Source organism: Bifidobacterium sp. LH_449 (assembly GCF_056356755.1).
Genome location: NZ_JBKEUV010000007.1, coordinates 75476 through 94323, shown reverse-complemented (window position 1 = coordinate 94323; position 18848 = coordinate 75476). Strand labels below are relative to the sequence as shown.

At 59.7% G+C, this 18848-nt stretch carries 12 protein-coding genes and 2 pseudogenes; 11 read left to right on the top strand and 3 right to left on the bottom strand.

Annotation, left to right across the window (positions count from 1 at the left end):
* Positions 1–12: 12 nt before the first annotated feature.
* From AC1AX7_RS06785 to clpB, 6 genes are all read left to right on the top strand, one after another.
* Complete coding sequence (locus AC1AX7_RS06785; RefSeq protein WP_476509327.1) at positions 13–1653, top strand: SpaH/EbpB family LPXTG-anchored major pilin; 1641 nt, start codon at positions 13–15, stop codon at positions 1651–1653.
* A gap of 351 nt (positions 1654–2004) precedes the next feature.
* Positions 2005–2505: a hypothetical protein gene (locus AC1AX7_RS06780; protein WP_476509326.1), complete on the top strand. Its 501-nt coding sequence runs from the start codon at positions 2005–2007 to the stop codon at positions 2503–2505.
* Positions 2502–3560 (top strand): class C sortase, encoded by a 1059-nt coding sequence (locus AC1AX7_RS06775; protein ID WP_476509325.1) that lies wholly within the window; start codon positions 2502–2504, stop codon positions 3558–3560. Before AC1AX7_RS06780 ends, AC1AX7_RS06775 begins: the two co-directional genes overlap by 4 nt.
* A gap of 285 nt (positions 3561–3845) precedes the next feature.
* Positions 3846–4664 (top strand): YggS family pyridoxal phosphate-dependent enzyme, encoded by an 819-nt coding sequence (locus AC1AX7_RS06770; RefSeq protein ID WP_476509357.1) that lies wholly within the window; start codon positions 3846–3848, stop codon positions 4662–4664.
* A 232-nt stretch (positions 4665–4896) separates the two neighbouring features.
* The gene (locus tag AC1AX7_RS06765) at positions 4897–5718 is read left to right on the top strand and encodes a fumarylacetoacetate hydrolase family protein (RefSeq protein WP_476509324.1); all 822 of its coding nucleotides are present in this window, start codon (positions 4897–4899) and stop codon (positions 5716–5718) included.
* 363 nt (positions 5719–6081) lie between these two features.
* Positions 6082–8796: an ATP-dependent chaperone ClpB gene (gene clpB, locus AC1AX7_RS06760; RefSeq protein WP_476509323.1), complete on the top strand. Its 2715-nt coding sequence runs from the start codon at positions 6082–6084 to the stop codon at positions 8794–8796.
* A 655-nt stretch (positions 8797–9451) separates the two neighbouring features.
* Here the strand turns inward: clpB and AC1AX7_RS06755 are convergent.
* Positions 9452–10045: an endonuclease domain-containing protein gene (locus AC1AX7_RS06755; protein ID WP_476509322.1), complete on the bottom strand. Its 594-nt coding sequence runs from the start codon at positions 10043–10045 to the stop codon at positions 9452–9454.
* A gap of 138 nt (positions 10046–10183) precedes the next feature.
* Between AC1AX7_RS06755 and AC1AX7_RS06750 the strand changes: the two genes are divergently transcribed.
* Positions 10184–10399, top strand: coding sequence for a hypothetical protein (locus AC1AX7_RS06750; protein WP_476509321.1), 216 nt, complete (start codon positions 10184–10186; stop codon positions 10397–10399).
* Positions 10400–10625: 226 nt separating this feature from the next.
* Here the strand turns inward: AC1AX7_RS06750 and AC1AX7_RS06745 are convergent, their stop codons facing one another.
* Positions 10626–13493, bottom strand: a complete 2868-nt coding sequence (locus AC1AX7_RS06745) for an HAD-IC family P-type ATPase (RefSeq protein WP_476509320.1) — start codon at positions 13491–13493, stop codon at positions 10626–10628.
* A gap of 232 nt (positions 13494–13725) precedes the next feature.
* Here AC1AX7_RS06745 and AC1AX7_RS06740 point away from each other — a divergent pair, with 232 nt between their 5' ends.
* The 4 genes and pseudogenes from AC1AX7_RS06740 to AC1AX7_RS06725 form a co-directional block, all read left to right on the top strand.
* Positions 13726–15093: a DNA recombination protein RmuC gene (locus AC1AX7_RS06740; RefSeq protein WP_476509319.1), complete on the top strand. Its 1368-nt coding sequence runs from the start codon at positions 13726–13728 to the stop codon at positions 15091–15093.
* A 337-nt stretch (positions 15094–15430) separates the two neighbouring features.
* Positions 15431–16156, top strand: a complete 726-nt coding sequence (locus tag AC1AX7_RS06735; protein WP_476509318.1) for a type I phosphoribosyltransferase — start codon at positions 15431–15433, stop codon at positions 16154–16156.
* Between the two features lie 215 nt (positions 16157–16371).
* Positions 16372–16869 (top strand): annotated as a pseudogene (locus AC1AX7_RS06730) (RNA methyltransferase); the annotation flags it as partial.
* Between the two features lie 186 nt (positions 16870–17055).
* Positions 17056–17391, top strand: a pseudogene (locus AC1AX7_RS06725) (TrmH family RNA methyltransferase); the annotation flags it as partial.
* A 404-nt stretch (positions 17392–17795) separates the two neighbouring features.
* On the opposite strand, the gene AC1AX7_RS06720 reads toward AC1AX7_RS06725, so the two are convergent.
* Positions 17796–18218 carry a hypothetical protein gene (locus AC1AX7_RS06720; protein WP_476509317.1) on the bottom strand — a complete coding sequence of 141 codons (423 nt, stop codon included), beginning with the start codon at positions 18216–18218 and terminating at the stop codon, positions 17796–17798.
* Between the last annotated feature and the right edge of the window lie 630 nt (positions 18219–18848).

The following is an 18848-nucleotide window of genomic DNA, read 5'->3' as shown; positions in this document are numbered from 1 at the left end:
CAAGGAGAGATCATGATGAAGGACACGTGGAAGCGCATATGCGCCGTCGCGGCCTCAGCCGCAATGGCCATCGCCGGCCTAGCCGTCGGAGCCACCTCCGCCAATGCTGCGGTACCTACCGACCAGACCATCACTATTACATCTGGTAGCGAAAATAACGGTGTGGTAAAAGGACATACGTTCAAGTATGTACAGATTGCCGAATATCCAGCTGAGAATACCAAAGGGCTGTATACGGTGGACGATAAGACGGTCAACGCTGCGGTCAGGAGCGCAGTGGGAACTGCACTGAGCACTACTGATATGCCGGTTACCGTGCCTGACGGCATGGACCCGCTGGTTTGGGCTCAGAATCAGGACAGTCCGCTGGATGACAGTTCGGATTTCCCATGGGATGCCGACAGCACCTCCCGCAAGTTTGCGGATGCATTGGTTGAGCTGTTGGACACCCCGGCAAACACCAACATCTGGACTTCTACTAGTGCTGCAGTGGGTGATAGCTTGACCATTGGAAGTTTGCTCGGTGGCCTGTATTTGATTGTAGATACCACTTCGCCTGCTGATCCTAAAGCGACCGATACTTTGCCGATGTTGGTCGGTACGCCTAATACAGCATTTGGCGTTGAAGGCACGGTTGTGGTGAAGAATCAGCGGACCGACACTGCGCCAGAAAAGACAGTCACTGATGATACTAGCGGTTCCGTGACTGTCGGTGATACCTTGACTTACACCATTACCGGTGAGATTCCGTCGACTACTGACCAAGGTGAAGATTACACGTATGTATTCAGCGATTACGCTTCCGCCGGTCTGAGCATTAATATCAGCAAGGAAAATGTCAAGGTTTACTACATAGGAGCAGAGGATACTGAAACACCAGTTAATGATTACACAGTTGCGTCGGACTATGATACCGACGGCGACAGTGTTGTAACAGGTCAAGGTTCTGATGCAAAACGTGATCAGCCTACCTTCACCGTAACGCTGGGTAAAACAACCTTGGACGACCTGCAGGATTATGCCGGCAAAGCTCTGTATGTCCGGTATGATGCCACGGTGACACCGGAGGCTCCAATCAGCGGGATTACCAACTCCGCAATCATTTCGAATGATGGCGATGCTTCTGAACCCGGCACCTCTCCTGAAATCGTTACCACGCCGTTCGAGTTCACCAAGGTCGAAGCTTCGGACGGCAAGACTCCGATTCAGGGCGCAACCTTTACTATCGCTGTAACTCTTGGTACTGACACTAAGGAGTTGCCTGCAAACTATGTCAAGACAGCTACCTCCGATGAAGACGGCGTTGTGAAGTTCGCAGGTTTGGCTGACGGCACCTACACAATCACCGAAACCGGGACACCGACAGGCTACATGGATACCGGCCTGTCCTTCACAATTATGGTTAAACATGATGTAGTGCAGAAGGTGACCGTTGACAGCGAAAGCTCTTCGTGGAACGTTGACCTCGGCCTTGTCGATCAGGCTGCCAACGGTGGTGGCGTCACCGTGAAGAATTCCAAGAACATTTCCCAACTGCCGCTCACCGGCGCTGCAGGCACCGCCCTGTTCACCGTCGTCGGTCTGTTGGTCGCGGGTGCCGCCGTGGCGCTGTATGCGAAGTCCCGCAAGCTGCGCAACAACATGCGCATCTGAGACCGAGCGGTCCGCATCGGCGGTAACGCCAGTCGATGATGCCGCATCAATGTTGCCGATCGGCAATGCCGAATTGGTGGCGTCCAACCAGTGACGCCAAGACAGGCAATGCCAAAAAGCTAACGCCCAACCGGCATCGCTAAGCGGCATCATCCAACCAGTAAACCGCAACAGAGGCTGACATGAGAGCAACGATCCCATGTCAGCCTCTGCGGGTATATCAAAAGTCGTAAAATCATCAGTGTCGGCAAGGAGGGGCCATGACTGCCGATCACATGAAATTCGATGGGGGGGGGGGTATTCAGTGATGAAGAAGTCGAATATCTCCGTTCTCTGCCCGCCGTACAGGATGTGAGAAACAATCGCACCATCATCTATTCGCGCGAATTCCGAGACGAATGCCTGACGCGCTACTATGCGGGCGAATCCCCGTCCGCCATATTCCGCAGTGCGGGACTGGATCCGATGCTGGTAGGCCGCAAACGCATCGAACGCTGCATCGCCCGCTGGAAAAGCTTTGCGGAACGGCATCTTCAATCCTTGTCTGGAATCGGAGCCGAATATAAGCTGCCTCAGCCGGATCAGTCCGACGAAACGGTATCGAAGGAACTGGATGTCAAAACATGCATACTGATCATCACACAGCAGGCGCGGTGCATTCAGCGTCTTAGGCAGGAAATCAGCCGACTCCGGGCGGAAAACAATGATCCGGCGTCCGACCATCGGAATGACGGCGACCCGGCAGATGCCGTCGGCGGGGACGACCTTGCCTATGAAGACGCCGCTTATGAAGACGTCGCTTATGGCGACGTTGCGCATGGAAACGTCATCCAAAAGGGCGTCCGGCGATGAAATCACGTCAACAGCCTGCGCATGCGACGTCAAAGCGGCATCGTCGTGAGACCACGCGCGACGACGTCGCATGCAATGGAACGGCTGTGCCGCAATCATTCGAAGACCTCATCAACATCGCGGACGTCATCGGCCGGCAACGCGCCGTCAGAAGAAGATTCCTGCGGCTGCGCATCATTTCATTGATCATGCTGCTGGCCGCGCTCTGCATTATGGCGTATCCGGTCGTGTTGCAATATCGTTCCGGCCTCCAGCAATCGGGCACGTCGGAAACCGTGAGCGATACCGTCGCCGGCTGGCCCTACCCGCAGGCGGAGGAATCGATCAAGGCGGCGTGCGCATACAATAGGCGTCTCGCCCAATCCGGACAGCCTGTTTTGGGTGAGGCGAAAGATCCTTTCGCTTCCGCTGCGGGGCGCTCGCAAAGCAGCGACGATGATTCCGCTTCCGCTGCGGACGACGAATATCAATCATTGTTGAATGTCGCCAATGGCGTGATGGGATCGGTCAGGATCCCCGAAATCTCCGTCGATCTGCCGATCTATCACGGCACGTCCGAGGCGGCGTTGGCCTCCGGATCCGGCCATTTATACGGCACCAGTCTGCCGGTGGGCGGCAGGAACACGCATGCCGTGCTCACCGGGCATCGCGGGCTCGTCGAAGCGGCGATGTTCACACGACTCGACGAAATGCGCGTCGGCGACGTGTTCTACATCGACGTCATGGACGAAACGCTCGCCTACAAAGTCGACCGCATCACCGTCATCGAACCGGACGACACCGACGCGCTGCGCATCATACCGGGAGAGGACCGCGTCACATTGATGACATGCACGCCATATGGCGTCAACACGCATCGTCTGCTGGTTTCCGGATTGCGGGCGTCGATTCCGGGCGAGGCGCCGGCATTGGAGGATGCGCCGATTGATGCGAGAGGGGTCGGTATCGCGCTTGGATTGGGTGTTCTGCTGATTGGAACGTTGCTTGTTCGACGGCTGTGTGGCGGCGGATGGCATGTGATGCGGCATGGCGAATGGTGGCCGCGCAGGTGGTAGGGAGCTGTATGCAGGCGCGGCGTGCGATTGGCGAATATTGATGAATGTTGACGAGCATCGACGAATGGTGAGGCGGCGTCGCCATCGATGCGGGATACGGCTACAATGAAACACACAATACGAAAGCAGGAAATCGCAGACAAACGTCGATAGCGCGCCGAACGGAGCGTCACGACGTGTCATGGCGCGTCCGTGACGCGTCGATGACGCATCAATGATACGTCGATGATGGTCGACGGCACGCTGATGGCGCGGCATATGGGCATATATGAATCGAGCAAGGGCATGACCGCATACATGGAGCACAAGGATCTGGCCAACGACAGCATTCCGCAGGAGCGGGCAGCGCAAATCGCCGACAACGTGCATCGTGTATTCGATGCGATTCATGCCGCCGAATCCGCTGCAGGCCGCTCGCAGGGCGGCGTGCGATTGCTGGCGGCCACCAAAACGCGCGACGTCGGCGAAATCATGGCCGCCATCGACGCCGGCATCCGCATGATCGGCGAAAACCGGCCACAAGAAGTCATCGCCAAAGCCGAAGGCCTCATCCGTGCCTGCGCCTCCCGCGGCTACCGGCTCGGCGTCGCCTCTACAATGGAAGAACGGTACGGGGATTTCATTCCGTTCCATCTGATCGGACAGCTGCAATCCAACAAAATCAGCAAAGTGCTGCCGTACGTCGATGCCATCGAATCGGTCGACACGTTGCAAACCGCCGAACGCATCGCCCGACGCGCCGCGGCGCAAGGCATCGATGTCGGCGTATTCCTGGAAGTCAACGAATCGGGCGAAGCCTCCAAGTCAGGCTGCGACCCCGATCAGGCGATTGACCTCGCGAACGCGATCGCGGCGCTCGACGGCGTCACATTGCGCGGCCTCATGACCGTCGGCGCGCACGTCGACGACGAACGCATCATCCGCGGGGGCTTCGCGCATCTGCGCGGCCTGCGCGACCGTATTCTCGCTTCCGGCGTGGCCGGCACCGAGCGGTGCGTGGAGCTTTCGATGGGCATGAGCGGCGACATGGCGCTCGCCATCGCGGAAGGCGCGACGATCGTGCGCATCGGCACCGGCATTTTTGGCGAACGCGCATTCAAGTGACGCCTGCTGTGTGACGTGCGCACTTTGCGGCGGTGCTGGGCCGTGCTGCCTGTTTCTGCGGTATGAGGTGTTGCGCTGTCTGTTTTTGCGGCGGTGCCGGGGTGTCGCGTCGCCTGTTTTACGGCGACGCATACCTGCCATGCCTCCGCCATGCGGCCCGGCCTGCATGTTCGTCGCCTGTTCTGCGGCGATGCGTGCCTGTGGATAGGCGTTGGGACGCTACACTGGACGCATGAGAATCGCACGTTTTTCCCACAATGACACTGTCCAATACGCGTTCGTGCAGACCGACGAAAACGACGGGCGCGACTATCTGATCGCCCTCGACGGGCATCCTCTTCTCGGAGACCAGGTCGCGCCGACCGGCGAACGGTATCCCGTCGACGGCGAAGGCATCCGCCTGCTCGCCCCCGTCATTCCGTCCAAAGTGTACGGTCTGGCGAAAAACTATGAAGCGCATGCGCAGTTCATGCACGAATCCGGCCATTCCGACATCGCGCACGCGCCGGAAGACATGGTCATCTTCATGAAACCGTCCACCTCCGTGATCGGGCCGGACGACCCGATCGTGATTCCGCCATGCTCGAACAACATGAATTTCGAGCCCGAAGTGGCCGTTGTGATGGGCCGCATCGCCAAGAACGTGCCGGTGGAGAAGGCCATGGACTACGTGCTGGGCTTCACCTGCGTCAACGATGTGACGCTGCGCGACGTGCAGGGCTTCGATCCGGCGTGGACGCGCGCCAAGGGCTTCGACACGTCCTGCCCGCTCGGCCCGTGGATCGTGACGCGCGACGACCTCGATTGGAAGGACGCGAAGATCTCCTTCACGTTGAACGGCGCCGACGTCGCCGAGGCGAGCGGCACGACGGCGAACCTGATCCACGGCATTCCGGAGCAGATCGCGGCGATTTCGTCGTTTGCGACGCTGCTGCCGGGCGACGTGATCATGACGGGCACGCCGCATGCGTCGGGCCAGCTGCAGCCGGGCGACGAGGCTGTCGTGCACGTTGACGGCATCGGATCGCTGCGCAATGTGGTGGTGCGCGGCTGACGTCGTCGCTATTCGATAGTTGATATTTGACGGAATCCGATTCCGCTGATTGCCGCTGGCTGGTTTTCCGAATATTCGTCGGCATATCGTCGGTTCGCGGGATTCTGCGGAATCCTGCGGGGTTTTGCGGGATTTGCAGGATTTGCGGGATGTGGTCGGATGCTGGCGAATGTCATCGAATAAGAATGTGAATGTGCTGTAATGCGCGGTGTTTCATGTGAAACACCGCGCATTTTTAAAACTTGAGTCGATTTCGCTCAAGTTTTGGGAATAGAGTGGTCGGAAAGCCTGTTGAGCATATCAGACAACGACAGCGCGGCTGCAATCCTGAAAACGGGAAAGCCGCCGCCAATGGAGGATGATATGGAACAGAAGTTCACAACAATGGCGCAGGAAGCCATCGGCGACGCCATCCAAAGCGCATCGGCGGCGGGCAACGCCCAAATCGAAACATTGCATGTGGTGGACGCCCTGCTGCGCCAACAGCAAGGCGTCGTCACCGCGCTCATCCAAGCGGCGGGCGGAAATCCGCAAACCATCGGCGCCGCAGTGCGCAACGCCCTCGTCGCGCTGCCCTCGGCCAGCGGCAGCAGCACGACGCAGCCTCAGGCCAGCAGGCAGCTCAACGCCGCCATCGCACAGGCCGAAAAGGAAATGCGCGACATGGGCGACGAATACGTCTCCACCGAACACCTGCTCATCGGCATCGTCGCAAGCAAACCGAATCAAAGCGCGGACATCTTCAACGCGAACGGCGTCACCGCCGAAGCGCTGCGCAAAGCCGTGCCCGGCGTGCGAGGCGGCGCGAAAGTCACCAGCCCCGACGCGGAAGGATCCTACAAGGCGCTCGAAAAATATTCGACCGACCTGACCGCGGCCGCAAAAGACGGCAAACTCGACCCCGTCATCGGGCGCGACCAGGAAATCCGCCGCGTCATACAGATTCTGAGCCGCCGGACGAAGAACAATCCCGTGCTGATCGGCGAGCCCGGCGTCGGCAAGACCGCAGTCGTCGAAGGCCTGGCCCAGCGCATCGTCGCAGGCGACGTGCCGACCACGCTGCAAAACAAGCGGCTCATCAGCCTCGACCTCGGCTCCATGGTGGCAGGCTCCAAATATCGTGGCGAATTCGAGGAACGATTGAAGTCCGTGCTGGAGGAAATCAAGAAATCCGACGGACAGATCATCACGTTCATCGACGAAATCCACACCATCGTCGGCGCGGGCGCAGCCGAAGGCTCCATGGACGCAGGCAACATGCTCAAACCGATGCTGGCGCGCGGCGAACTGCGCCTGATCGGCGCGACCACGCTGGACGAATATCGCGAAAACGTCGAAAAGGATCCGGCGTTGGAACGTCGATTCCAGCAGGTGTATGTCGGCGAGCCAAGCGTGGAAGACACCATCGCCATCCTGCGCGGCCTGAAGCAGCGTTACGAGGCGCATCACAAGGTCACCATCGGCGACGACGCGCTCGTGGCCGCGGCGACGCTGTCCAACCGGTACATCTCCGGCAGGCAGCTGCCCGACAAGGCCATCGACCTCGTCGACGAAGCGGCCGCGCACCTGCGCATGGAACTCGACTCCAGCCCGGAGGAAATCGACGAACTGCAGCGCAAGGTCACCCGACTCGAAATGGAGGAAATGCAGCTGCGCAAGGCCGAAGACCCCGCCTCCAAAGAGCGCCTCGGCAAACTGCAGGCCGACCTCGCCAACACGCGCGAACAGCTCAGCGGGCTCAAGGCGCGCTGGGACGCCGAACAGGCGGGACACAACAAAGTCGGCGACCTGCGCGCACAACTCGACGCCAAGCATGTGGAAGCCGACAAGGCCACGCGCGAAGGCGACCTGGAAAAGGCAAGCCGCATCCTATACGGCGAAATCCCGGCGATTCAGAAGGAATTGGCGGCGGCGGAAGCGGCGGCTTCGGAGGGGGCCGGCGCTGGTTCTGATGGGGCTGGTGTCGGTGCTGGTATTGGTGCTGGCGGCGCGGCGAACGAGCCGATGGTGCCCGACCATGTGGACGCCGACTCCGTGGCCGGCATCGTCGCGGAATGGACGGGCATCCCCGTCGGGCGGCTCATGCAAGGCGAAAACGAGAAACTGCTCAGCATGGAAGAACAACTCGGCAAGCGCGTGATCGGCCAGCGCGAAGCCATCGCGGCGGTCTCCGACGCCGTGCGGCGCTCGCGTGCCGGCATCTCCGACCCGAACCGCCCGACCGGATCGTTCCTGTTCCTGGGACCGACCGGCGTCGGCAAAACCGAACTGGCGAAGGCGCTCGCCGACTTCCTCTTCGACGACGAACGCGCCATGGTGCGCATCGACATGAGCGAATACATGGAGAAAGCCTCCGTGTCGCGGCTCATCGGCGCGGCGCCGGGCTACATCGGCTATGAGGAAGGCGGTCAGCTGACCGAAGCCGTGAGGCGGCGTCCGTATTCGGTGGTGTTGTTCGACGAGGTCGAAAAGGCGCATCCGGAAGTGTTCGACGTGCTGCTGCAGGTGCTTGACGACGGCCGCCTGACCGACGGGCAGGGCAGGACCGTGGACTTCAAGAACACGATCCTCATCATGACCTCGAACCTGGGCTCGCAGTTCCTCGTCAACCCCGACATGGACGCGGAATCCAAGCGCAAGGCCGTGATGGACGCCGTGCACATGCAGTTCAAGCCGGAATTCCTCAACCGACTCGACGAAATCGTGATGTTCCATCCGCTGACGCGCGACGAACTCGGCGGCATCGTCGACATTCAGGTGGCGCAGGTCGCCGCCCGCTTGAGCGAACGCCGCATCAAACTGGACGTGACCGCAGTCGCCCGCGAATGGCTGGCCGACGCCGGATACGACCCGGCATACGGCGCACGCCCGCTGCGTCGACTCGTACAGACCGAAGTCGGCGACCAGCTGGCCCGCATGCTGCTCGCCGGGCGCGTGCACGACGGCGACACCGTACGCGTCGATCAGACCGGCGGCGAACATCTGGAACTGTCGGTTTCGGGCGGCGTCGGAGCGGAGGCTGGTTCGGGTGCTGCCGGTGACGGCGGCGTCCATGTAGACGGCATCAGCGAAGACTAAGCGAACCGGGCCGGTCAATCCGGCCCGGCCAACCAATGGGCCAGTCCGGCCCATCCAATCCAGCGGGCCCGTCCAGTCCGGCAGGCCCATCCAGTCCGGCGGGCCCATCCAATCTGGCAGGACAGACCAATCTGGTGGGCCAGACCAATCTGGTGGGCCAGACCAATCTGGTGGGCCTGTCCAGTTTGGCCTGTCTAATCCGGCGGGCCTGTCCAATCCGGCGGGCCTGTCTAATCCGGCGGGCCCGTCCAGTCCGGCAGGCCTGTCCAATCCGTCCCAATCAATCCAACGGGCCAGTCCAATCTGCCCAACCGATCTGACAGGTCCGTTTGATTGGGCCTGACCAACCCGGCAGACCTGTCCAATCCGGCCTGTCCAACCCGGCCTGACCAATCCAACGGGCCCAGTCAATCCGATATGCTCGTCCAATCTGACCCGTCCAATATGGCCCAACCAGCCCGACCGTCCAGTCCAACCGGTCAATCTTTCTCGACCTGCCGCACCGCATTGGCCGGCTTACCGGAATGGCAATGCTAATCCATCGGCGCCTGCAAAAACCGCTGCCGGCCGCCATCTGCCGGCAGCGATTTATTCTGCTCGCCGTCCTCTCGGCATCATCAGTCTGCGTGCATTTCGTTCACATAAGGTGCGGAAATCATACGTGACCGTATGTAAGGATCTGACCGCGACGCTGTCCCAACGCGCGGGCCACCATGGTCACAAAAGCGTCCGTCGACTGCTGGTTCGCCAAATCAGTCTTCGTGGCGACCAGCACGTGCCATCCCAAATGCTGCAAACGGTTACGCTTATGAAGATCGGCGTTCCAACGCTGCTTGTCATAATGATATTCGCCGTCATATTCCACGGCGATACGCTCATCCGGGTAAGCCATGTCCACGGTTCGGATGCAATGTTCTTCAATGTCCACAATGGGGAAATTCACTCTTGGACATGGCAGGTTCCGATCCAAAAACTTCAGCCGCAGCAGCGATTCCTGCGGCGAATCCGTGCCTTCGACACTTCGGGCCAGGGCAGCCTTGCATGTTCTCGAACCGGTGAAGCGTGACAGGCCGGATATGTAATCGCAAAGTTCCTGATGCGTCAGTTGGCGAAGGCCATCATGGTGGCATGTAAGAAAATCCATGGCGATCGTGAGCGAATCCTGCGTGGTGAACTGCGCCATCTGGCAAATGGCCTGTTGCGGGGTGACCGCCATGACCAGTTCATCGGGTGCTGCCGCGTAGGTCATTTCCTGATGCCACACATGTGCCTGCACGCCTTGAAGCTTGGATTTTTCCGCGGCGTTGCCGACCGTGACATGTAGGGTATCGCACGGCAAGGTGGTATCAAGCCGAACGGTGAGGCCCGCCAAACGAAGTGCGGTGATATGACTGAAAACCAGAGGCCGCTTGGTTCGGGAAACGGCTTTTCGGCATGCGATTTGTGTCTGCCGTGCAAGTTCCTGGGCTTGCGTGATGGTGAAGAATCCGTTGATATCGTCCATACTCTGACGGTATCGGGGAATCGTCCTAGGCGGGTACGTTTCCCGAAAAATGGTGGATTATTCCAAGAAGGCCGGAATTTCCACATTTCTGATGCTTAAGAAATGTGGATAACCGGCATTGCCGTTCTGTATTGAAGGAAAACGAAGGGCTTCAGCGGACCCAAAAGAGCGCATGAAAACCGTACCGAAAATTCAGTGGGCACTTTTTGCGTTCACTGGGCACTTGAAAATGGGTTTTTAACCTCTGAAAGGCCGTTATACCCGAAAACGAGTGCCCAGTGAACGCAAAAAGTGCCCACTGAATGAGCCACACTCTGGTTTTGCGTTATGAAAGGAAAACCTGCGGGGCTTTCATGAAGTTCTCGGCGCAGCGTTCGGCGCAGAAATAGTAGGTTTTGCCGTCAAGCTCGCGGCGGATCGCCTCGGCGTTGACGGCGACGGTCATGCCGCATACCGGGTCGATGGCGGTTTCGGCTGCGTTCGGGTCAGCCTGCTTCATCATGTGCATTGCATGCTCCTTATTGTCGGGATTATTGGGGGTGTCATTGCCGAAATTGCGGGGGCTGTCTGCGCGGCGGGTGTTGGCCTCGCCCTGCAGATGGGTCATATTCGTGTGCTCGTCGATGATGATTTGGGGATCGCCGGCGGTGGCACGGCCGCTGTTCGCGTTCGCGGCGGTTGCGGATCCGGCATCGCGGGCATGGCCGACCAACCGGTCGTCCGCCAACTTCGCACCGTTCAAGCGATTCGCGTTCAATACCAGGCACACGGAAGAAAGCGCCATCGCCAATCCGGCGATCATCGGGCTCAGCAGCCATCCCGTGAACGGATACAGCAATCCTGCGGCAATCGAAATGCCGATGACGTTGTATCCGAACGCCCACAGCAGGTTTTCGCGAATATTGCGCACCGTCACATGCGACAGGTTCATCAGGCGGATCACGCCGCGCAGGTCGCCGTTCATCAGCGTCACATCGGCGGACTGCATCGCGACATCCGTGCCGGTGCCGATCGCAATGCCCAAATCAGCCTGCGCCAAAGCGGGGGCGTCATTGATGCCGTCGCCGACCATCGCGACCAGCCCATGCTGGCCGGCCGCGTCGCGCTCCGCCTGCAGACGTTCGATCCAATATGCCTTGCCGTCGGGGCGCACTTGCGTGATCACCGTGTCGATGCCGACCTGTCGGGCGATGGCGGCCGCGACTTCGGCCTTGTCGCCCGACAGCATCACCGTGCGGATGCCGGCCGCGCGCAAAGCGGCGATCGCTTCGCACGAGCCGTCCTTGATGGAATCATGCTCATAGGAAGGACGGTCGAACGTGGTGTCGGCGTCGATGATGCCGCGTGTGATCGTGCCGGTCTTGTCGAAGACCACCGTGCGGATGTCGCGCGCCTGTTCGAGGGCCTTCGCCGACGTGACAAGCACGCCGTTCGTGGCGCCCAGACCGCTGGCGGCGGTTACGGAAAGCGGCGTGGCAAGGCCAAGCGCGCACGGGCAGGCGATGATCAGCACGCTGACGGCGGTCACCAGCGCGTGAGGAAGTGCGGGCTGCGTGCCGGACGACAGCCAGATCGCGAACGTCCAAATGGCGATGATCATGACCGCGGGCACGAAAATACGGGCGATGCGGTCGGCGAGACGCTGCACCGGCGCTTTTGTGGCCTGCGCGCGCGAGACCATCGCGACGATCTGCGCAAGCACCGTGTTGCCGCCGACCTGTGTGGCGCGCATCAGAATATTGCCGGTGAGGACGACGGTCGCGCCGGTAAGCGTGGTGGACGGGGCGGGGGCATTTTGTCTGTTTTGTCCGTTTTGGCCGCCTGTTTCCTGCGTGCCGGCGTTTTTGATGACAGGCTTGGCTTCGCCGGTGATCATGGATTCGTCGACCGTGGCTTCGCCGGCGATCAGTACGCCGTCGACGGGGATGCGCTCGCCTGCACGGACGGTGATCAGGTCGCCCGGGGTGATCTGGTTGATGTCGACGTCGGTCAGATGCGCGGGGTCGAGCCAGAGGTGTGCGGCTACGGTGTTCGGGATTGCGTTGCCTGCGTCGTATGCGCCGTCGAATCGATGCGCGATACGCGGACGCAGCCGGATCAGCGATTGGATGGCTTTGCCTGTGCCTTCGCGAGCCTTGGTCTCCAGCAGTCGGCCGACCAGCACAAGCGTGATCACCGTGCCGACCGATTCGAAATACGGTTCGCGTGTGCCTTCCGGCAGCAGCGGCGAAGCGACGCAGACGACCAGGCTGTACAGATATGCGGCGGTTGTGCCGAGCGCGACCAGCGAATTCATATCCGGATCGCGGTGGATCAGCGCGGACCAGCCGACGCGGTGAATCGGCGCGCCGCAGTAGAACATGACCGGCGTGATCAGCGCGGCCTGCAGCCACGGATTCATCAACCAGTGCGGCACGAGGTCATGATTGATCATCGCCAGCATCATCGGCACGAATACCGGCAGGGTGAGTACTGTGCCGATGATGATCAGATGGGTCAGATGCTTGATTTCTTTGACGCGTTCGGCGGATTCGCGCTGTTCCGCGGCCAGTGCGTCGTCGGTGTTGGTGCTGCTGCCGGTGTTACCGGTGTTGGCGCCGTTGCTGCAGGTGCTGGCAGTGTTGCCGGTGTTGCACGTGTTGGCAGCGTTGCTGATGTTGGCGGTGTTGCCGACGGCTGCGTTCAGGTCTGCAGGAATGTCGATGGTCGGCGCCGCGCAGCATGAGGGGATGCCGCCATGTGCCGCGTCCTTTTTGGCCGTGCCGATCGTACCGATTGCATTTTCTGCGGCGCTGCCGCTTTCGCCGTCCGTCGTGACGCGCAGCAATCCGTGCACCATATTCATGCCGCATGCGAACGGATAGTCTCCGGGCTGCAGCGCGGGCAGCTGCACTTCGGTTGCGGCGTTGCCCGGCAGCATCACGTCGAGTCCGAGGTCTGCGAACACCACATGCGACGTGCATTCGCCGCTTTCCTGCCGGTCGAAGGTCAATGTGATCGGTATGCCGGGCCGCATTTCGATGAGTGCCGGTGAGTATCCGCCTTTGACGGTGATGACGGCGGTCTGCATGCCGTCGGCCAGCGCGCCGGCCGCGCCCTTTCTTGGGGCGAAGAAGAATCGTATGACGCCCCAGGTCAGCAGCGCCGCGATGATGATCGCCGTGATCGCAGCGGGCCAATCGATGTTCGGCATGCCTCCTCCTTGTCTCTCTCTCTGATGGTTCCTTGCTTCTTGCCGATATTGATTATTCTCTCTGTCAAAGTCGTGTGTTGGCAAGCATATTGCGCGTGCGGCGTACCGGTGTTTTTGTCCGCTTCGTCTGCATTCCTCCGTCCTTGCCGGGGCCGATTGCGGATGTGTCGGAGGAAGTTCGCGCTGCCTGCGCGCGTGTCGGTGGTCTATGGAATCCGGTTTAATAGAACATATGTTCGACAATATTGTGATGGTGCTGCTGCTGATTCTTGTAGCGGCTCTGGGACTTTTCGCCGGCTTCGTGTGGGGGCGTGCGAAAGGTCAGGAGAGCGCGCGTGATGTGAAGTCCTCCGATCTGGACCAGGCGAAGTCGGAAGCGGAGTCCTTGCGCCAGCAGATCGTCGAATTGACGACGCAGTGTGCCGAATATCGTACGCAGGCGGACGGTTTTGGGCAGCAGCTGGCGTATGTGAAGTCGCAGTTGGCTCAGGCGCAGCAGGCCGAGCAGATTCGTATGCAGCATGAGCGCGATCGCATGGCGGCGGAGGCTGAGGCGAAGCGGCAGGATCAGGCGAAGGCTTTGCAGGAGCAGAGCAAGGTGTTGTCGGCGCTGGCGCCGGTGCAGAAGAATCTGGATGCCTTGCAGGAGAAGGTGTCGCAGATCGAAGAGGGCCGCAAGCGCGAGATGGGTGCGCTGGGGGAGCAGCTTAAAGGTTTGAACGAGCAGCAGGCGCGTCTTGATAAGGAGACGAGTTCGCTGTCCGCCGCGTTGCGCAATAACAAGGTGCGTGGCGCGTGGGGTGAGGCGCAGCTGAAGAATATCGTGGAATCCGCTGGCCTGCTGGAACATGTTGATTTTGATACGCAGGTTGTGGTGACCGGCGCTGACGGCAGACAGCAGAGGCCGGATATGGTGGTGCATCTGCCGGGCGGCAAGACCATTCCGATTGATGCGAAGGTGCCATACTCCGATTATCAGAGGGCTTGTGAGATTCCGGATACCGCGTCGGAAGAGGAGTTGAACCGTCGTGCGGAATTGCTGCGAGCCCATGCGAAGGCGCTGCGTGAACATGTGAAGACGTTGGGCGATCGCGCATATTGGAATGCGTTTGATACCGCGCCTGATTTCGTGGTGGCGTTCATTCCGAATGAGGCGTTGCTGCAGGCGGCGTTGGAGACCGATCCGACGCTGATGGATGATGCGTTCTCCCGCAAGGTGGCGTTGACTTCGCCGGTGACGTTGTGGGCGGTGCTGAAGTCGGTGGCGTACGCGTGGCAGCAGCAGAGCCTGACCGATGACGCCAAGCAGCTGTTTGATCTGTCTCGCGAATTGTATGAACGATTCGCAGTGCTTGGCGATCGTGCGTCCAAGTTGGGCACGGCGATCTCCCGAACGGTGGCCACCTACAATCAGTTCGCTTCTTCATTGGAATCCCGCGTGCTGGTGACTGCGCGCAAACTGCAGAAGATCGACGCTGGCAAGGTCATCGAGCCGGTGGAAATGATCGATCCCGACAAGGCGGATGTGAAAGAGCTGTCCGCTCCGGAAGTGGTGACGGATGTGCCGGAGGTGATTGACGCTTCCAAGAATGAGAGCTGATGCGTAATCGTCGACGCAGGTGGCGGCAATGCGAATGGCGGCAATGCGAATGGCGGCAATGCGAATGGCGGCAATGCGAATGGCGGCAATGCGAATGGCGGCAATGCGAAGAGGATTTATTCCTTTCGTTATCCCGCAAAGGTGGCCTGCCGTAAAAAGGGTTTGTCGGAAGGACGGCTTCTCGTAAAGCTTCTTGTAAAGCTTCTCGTAAAGCTTCTCGTAAAGGAGGCTTGTCGTAAAATGATGACTTGGGAATGGGTCGACGCATCGTTGGAAACGCTGGCTGGCGCATTGAGGCGAAGCGTTTTTGACGAGCGGCGTCGGTAGTCTAGATGCTATGACCGAAGAGAAAACGTTCCGCAAGACCGGTGCGGCCCGATCCGGTGCAGTCGATGCAACCATCGCATCTCAGGAGGTATCGCATATGGCGTCCCAGGAAACATCTCAGGAAGCATTCCAGCAGACGGCATCCGCTGTGGACTCGGTGGCGTTCGCGATGCTCGAGCCGCGCGATCAGCTCAAAACACTGCTGAAGGACGAAATGGCCGACCGTCCGTTCTGTGAACTGTCGGCGGTCACCTTCGATCATCGTGGAGCTTCCATCGTCGGCCATATTCTGCTCGACGCCTTGGAGGAACAAGGCTATTCGGTCGACGATTTCGACGCGGTCGGCGCTTTGACCGCGGCATCCGTGCCGCTGGTCTGCGCGATGATCCAGGCCGCCGCATCCCGCGGCGAAGACCTGGACGGTTTCGTCATGGACTTTGTGTTTCCGTCCATCAAGGGTCCGTCCATCAGGGGCAAGCGCGTTATTCTGCTGGATTCCTGGCTGTCCGAAAAATCCTACGTGCAGACCTCTTCGTTGGTCACCCTGCGCAATGGCAACGAGCTGAGCCTCGACTTCTCCGTCGTTGAAGCCGAAGGCGCGGAAGTACTGGCCGTAACGGCGCTGGTCGGCGGCGTCGATATGACCGATCCGACCATCAAGGTCATCAATCCGGTCAACGGCGACGAGCGTGAGCTTCCGTTCGTTGAAGTGTACAAGGAATCCGAACTTCACTGAATCCGGCTGTTCGGTGTCCTCTGCCGGTTTCCCTCGACCGCAGCGGCATGTTCCAGCAGTGATGCCGCGCACGGGCGTGAATGCCGTCCGGTGCTTCGCGAATAATGCGTTTGCATGTTGCGTCGCCGTCTGCCGGTCGGCATTCGCGTTCATGATCGGCATCACGTATCCGCGTAAACAATTCTGCATACAACGAAGGCATAGCACACATCATCATGCACGAACCGAATCCCATCTCTTTGGCGGCAAAAGCTTCCGGCGAACCCGAATTCCGCGAAGTCGGCGTAGGCCCGTGGGCCGAAACCCATCCCGGCGAACCACGCCCGGACGATCCTCAATCCCGCGATTATGACGAACGCTACGATTCGCAGCTGTTGGACGAAGGCGATCGGCGCAACGTGCTTGACCGTTACCGCTACTGGACCGTGGCCGCCATCAAAGCGGATCTCGACGCGCGTGGACGCCACCGTTTTGAGGTCGCCGTCGAAAATTGGACGCATGATTTCAACATCGGATCAATGGTGCGCACCGCCAACGCATTCCAGGCCGCCAAAGTGCACATCGTCGGACCGCATAAGTGGAATCGCAAGGGCGCGCTGATGACCGAACTGTATCAGCACGTCGAACATCATCCTTCCATCAAAGAACTTGTCGACGACTGGCATCAGCGCATCAATCAGGAAATCGCCGACGCCCAAACCGAACTGGCCGCCCTTTGCGCCGCCGCCAATCTCGCCGCAAACGCTGGCAGCAGTGCGGAAGGCGATGCCGATACTCCTGCCGATGCCGCAGACATCGTCGGCCTTTCCAATGCGAATGCTGATATCAGCCTGACTGCGACTGCCGCAGCGAATCTTCGCGCCGCCGCAGATCTTGATGGTGCAGCCGCCAGTATGGATGCCGATGCAGCCGTCAGTATGGGTGCCGCCGATGCCGCCGACATCGCGAATCGCATCGCCGCGGCACAGCATCGTCTCGACGCAGCCCGTGCCGCACGCGTCATCGCATTGGATATCATTCCCGGCGCAGTGCCAATCGAAACCTACCGATTCCCGGAACGCTGCCTCATGCTGTTCGGCGCGGAAGGCCCGGGCCTTTCCGAAAAAGCCCTCGAACTGGCTGATGACGTCGTCTACATCTCCCAATTCGGCTCGGTCCGTTCCATCAATGCAGGCGCCGCCGCCGCGGTTTCCATGCATTGCTGGATCGCCCAACATGCCACCCCCGTCGTCTAAGCGTTCCCGGCGTTATGCCGGCAAACGTCATTTGCAAAGCGGTTGTTTTCACAAGAACGGCTGTCTGTGGGTCGTCTGTCTGCAGGTCGCCTGTCTGTAGGAACGGCTGTTTTGCGGCAAGCTGTCCGCACATCAATCGTTTCCAATGTGGCCGTCTGCAGAATGGTCATCTGCAAGAGGCGGCTGTCTGCGAGACTGTCATCTGCGAGACCGCCATCTGCGAGGCGGCCATTTACAGAGCGGCCGTCTCGAGGGAATGGAAGTCGGCATATAATCATCGACAAGAACGACAGTCCGCAGAATCGGTCATCCCGACGAAAACCGGCTTCACGCCAGCAAACGCCCACCAAACCGGCCTCACCAACGGCCAAGTCACCAAGCCACAAATCGCCAATCACAAATCTTTAATCCCCATCCAATAACGGCACCCCGCTTTCATACAACTTCCGAATAAGCGGATGCCGCTGCATCACGTCATCAAATGTGAAACGAATGATCGTGGTGACGCCCGCACGATGCAGGGCCCGTTCCCGCTCGCGCTCATCCGCGACCGTCTGCTGCACGCTTCTGCGATCGGTCATTGCCGGATCGACATATTTGCCGGTGCCATCGAATTCGCCGACGATGATCGTGCCGTCCTCGAGATACCACACGAAGTCCACACGACAACGCCGCTCGGTTTTGGGATCGATGAATACGACCTGGATCTTCGGCGGCATGAAATGCTCTTCGATGATCGTCGCCCGCGCCAGTGATTCGCCGCCGTTCTCACTCGCGGCATCAGCATGCTGCAGCACGCGCATGACGGAGGGCATCTGATATCGCATGCGGTTGCAGTTCGCTGCGAGAAGCTCGACCGTCGTTCTCTTTTGTCGCAAGGCTGAATCAACAATCGGCAATGCGAAGCGAAAATCCAATGTTCTCGCGCAATCCAACACTGTCTGCGTCAAATCCGTAACGGGAATCCCATTGACGATTTCCGATTCGAAAGACGGCATGACAAGTTTGTTCACTCGGAATGGCGAATTCTGATGCCATGTGCCGTAAACCGTGGAAGCAATGGTCAGACGATCGCGATGCAGATGCCATTGATGCTCCAAACCATGTATCGCTGCGGCCGTAACGCCCGCGAAGCACCATTGCGGATGCATGCGGCTCAATGTCCGTGCCATATACATCGTCTGATTGAGAGCATTGAGATTGTTCCATATTTCTTCGCGCACATATACATTCGGATAGAGCCGCAGCAGCTCGCTGGCAGCGGCACGGCGGCGTAACGCCGCTCTTTCGGCCTGATCGGTGCCGAATATGCATCTGCATTCACGTTCGGCCTGGCTGATGAGCGCCGTGACTCTGCGGTTTCTCTTCATGAATCGAGCATATGGATTCGCGGCCCGGCGGAAAAGCCGGAAAGGGGGCTGTGGACGAAGAGACGCACTTTCCCGGCGTGTTGTGGA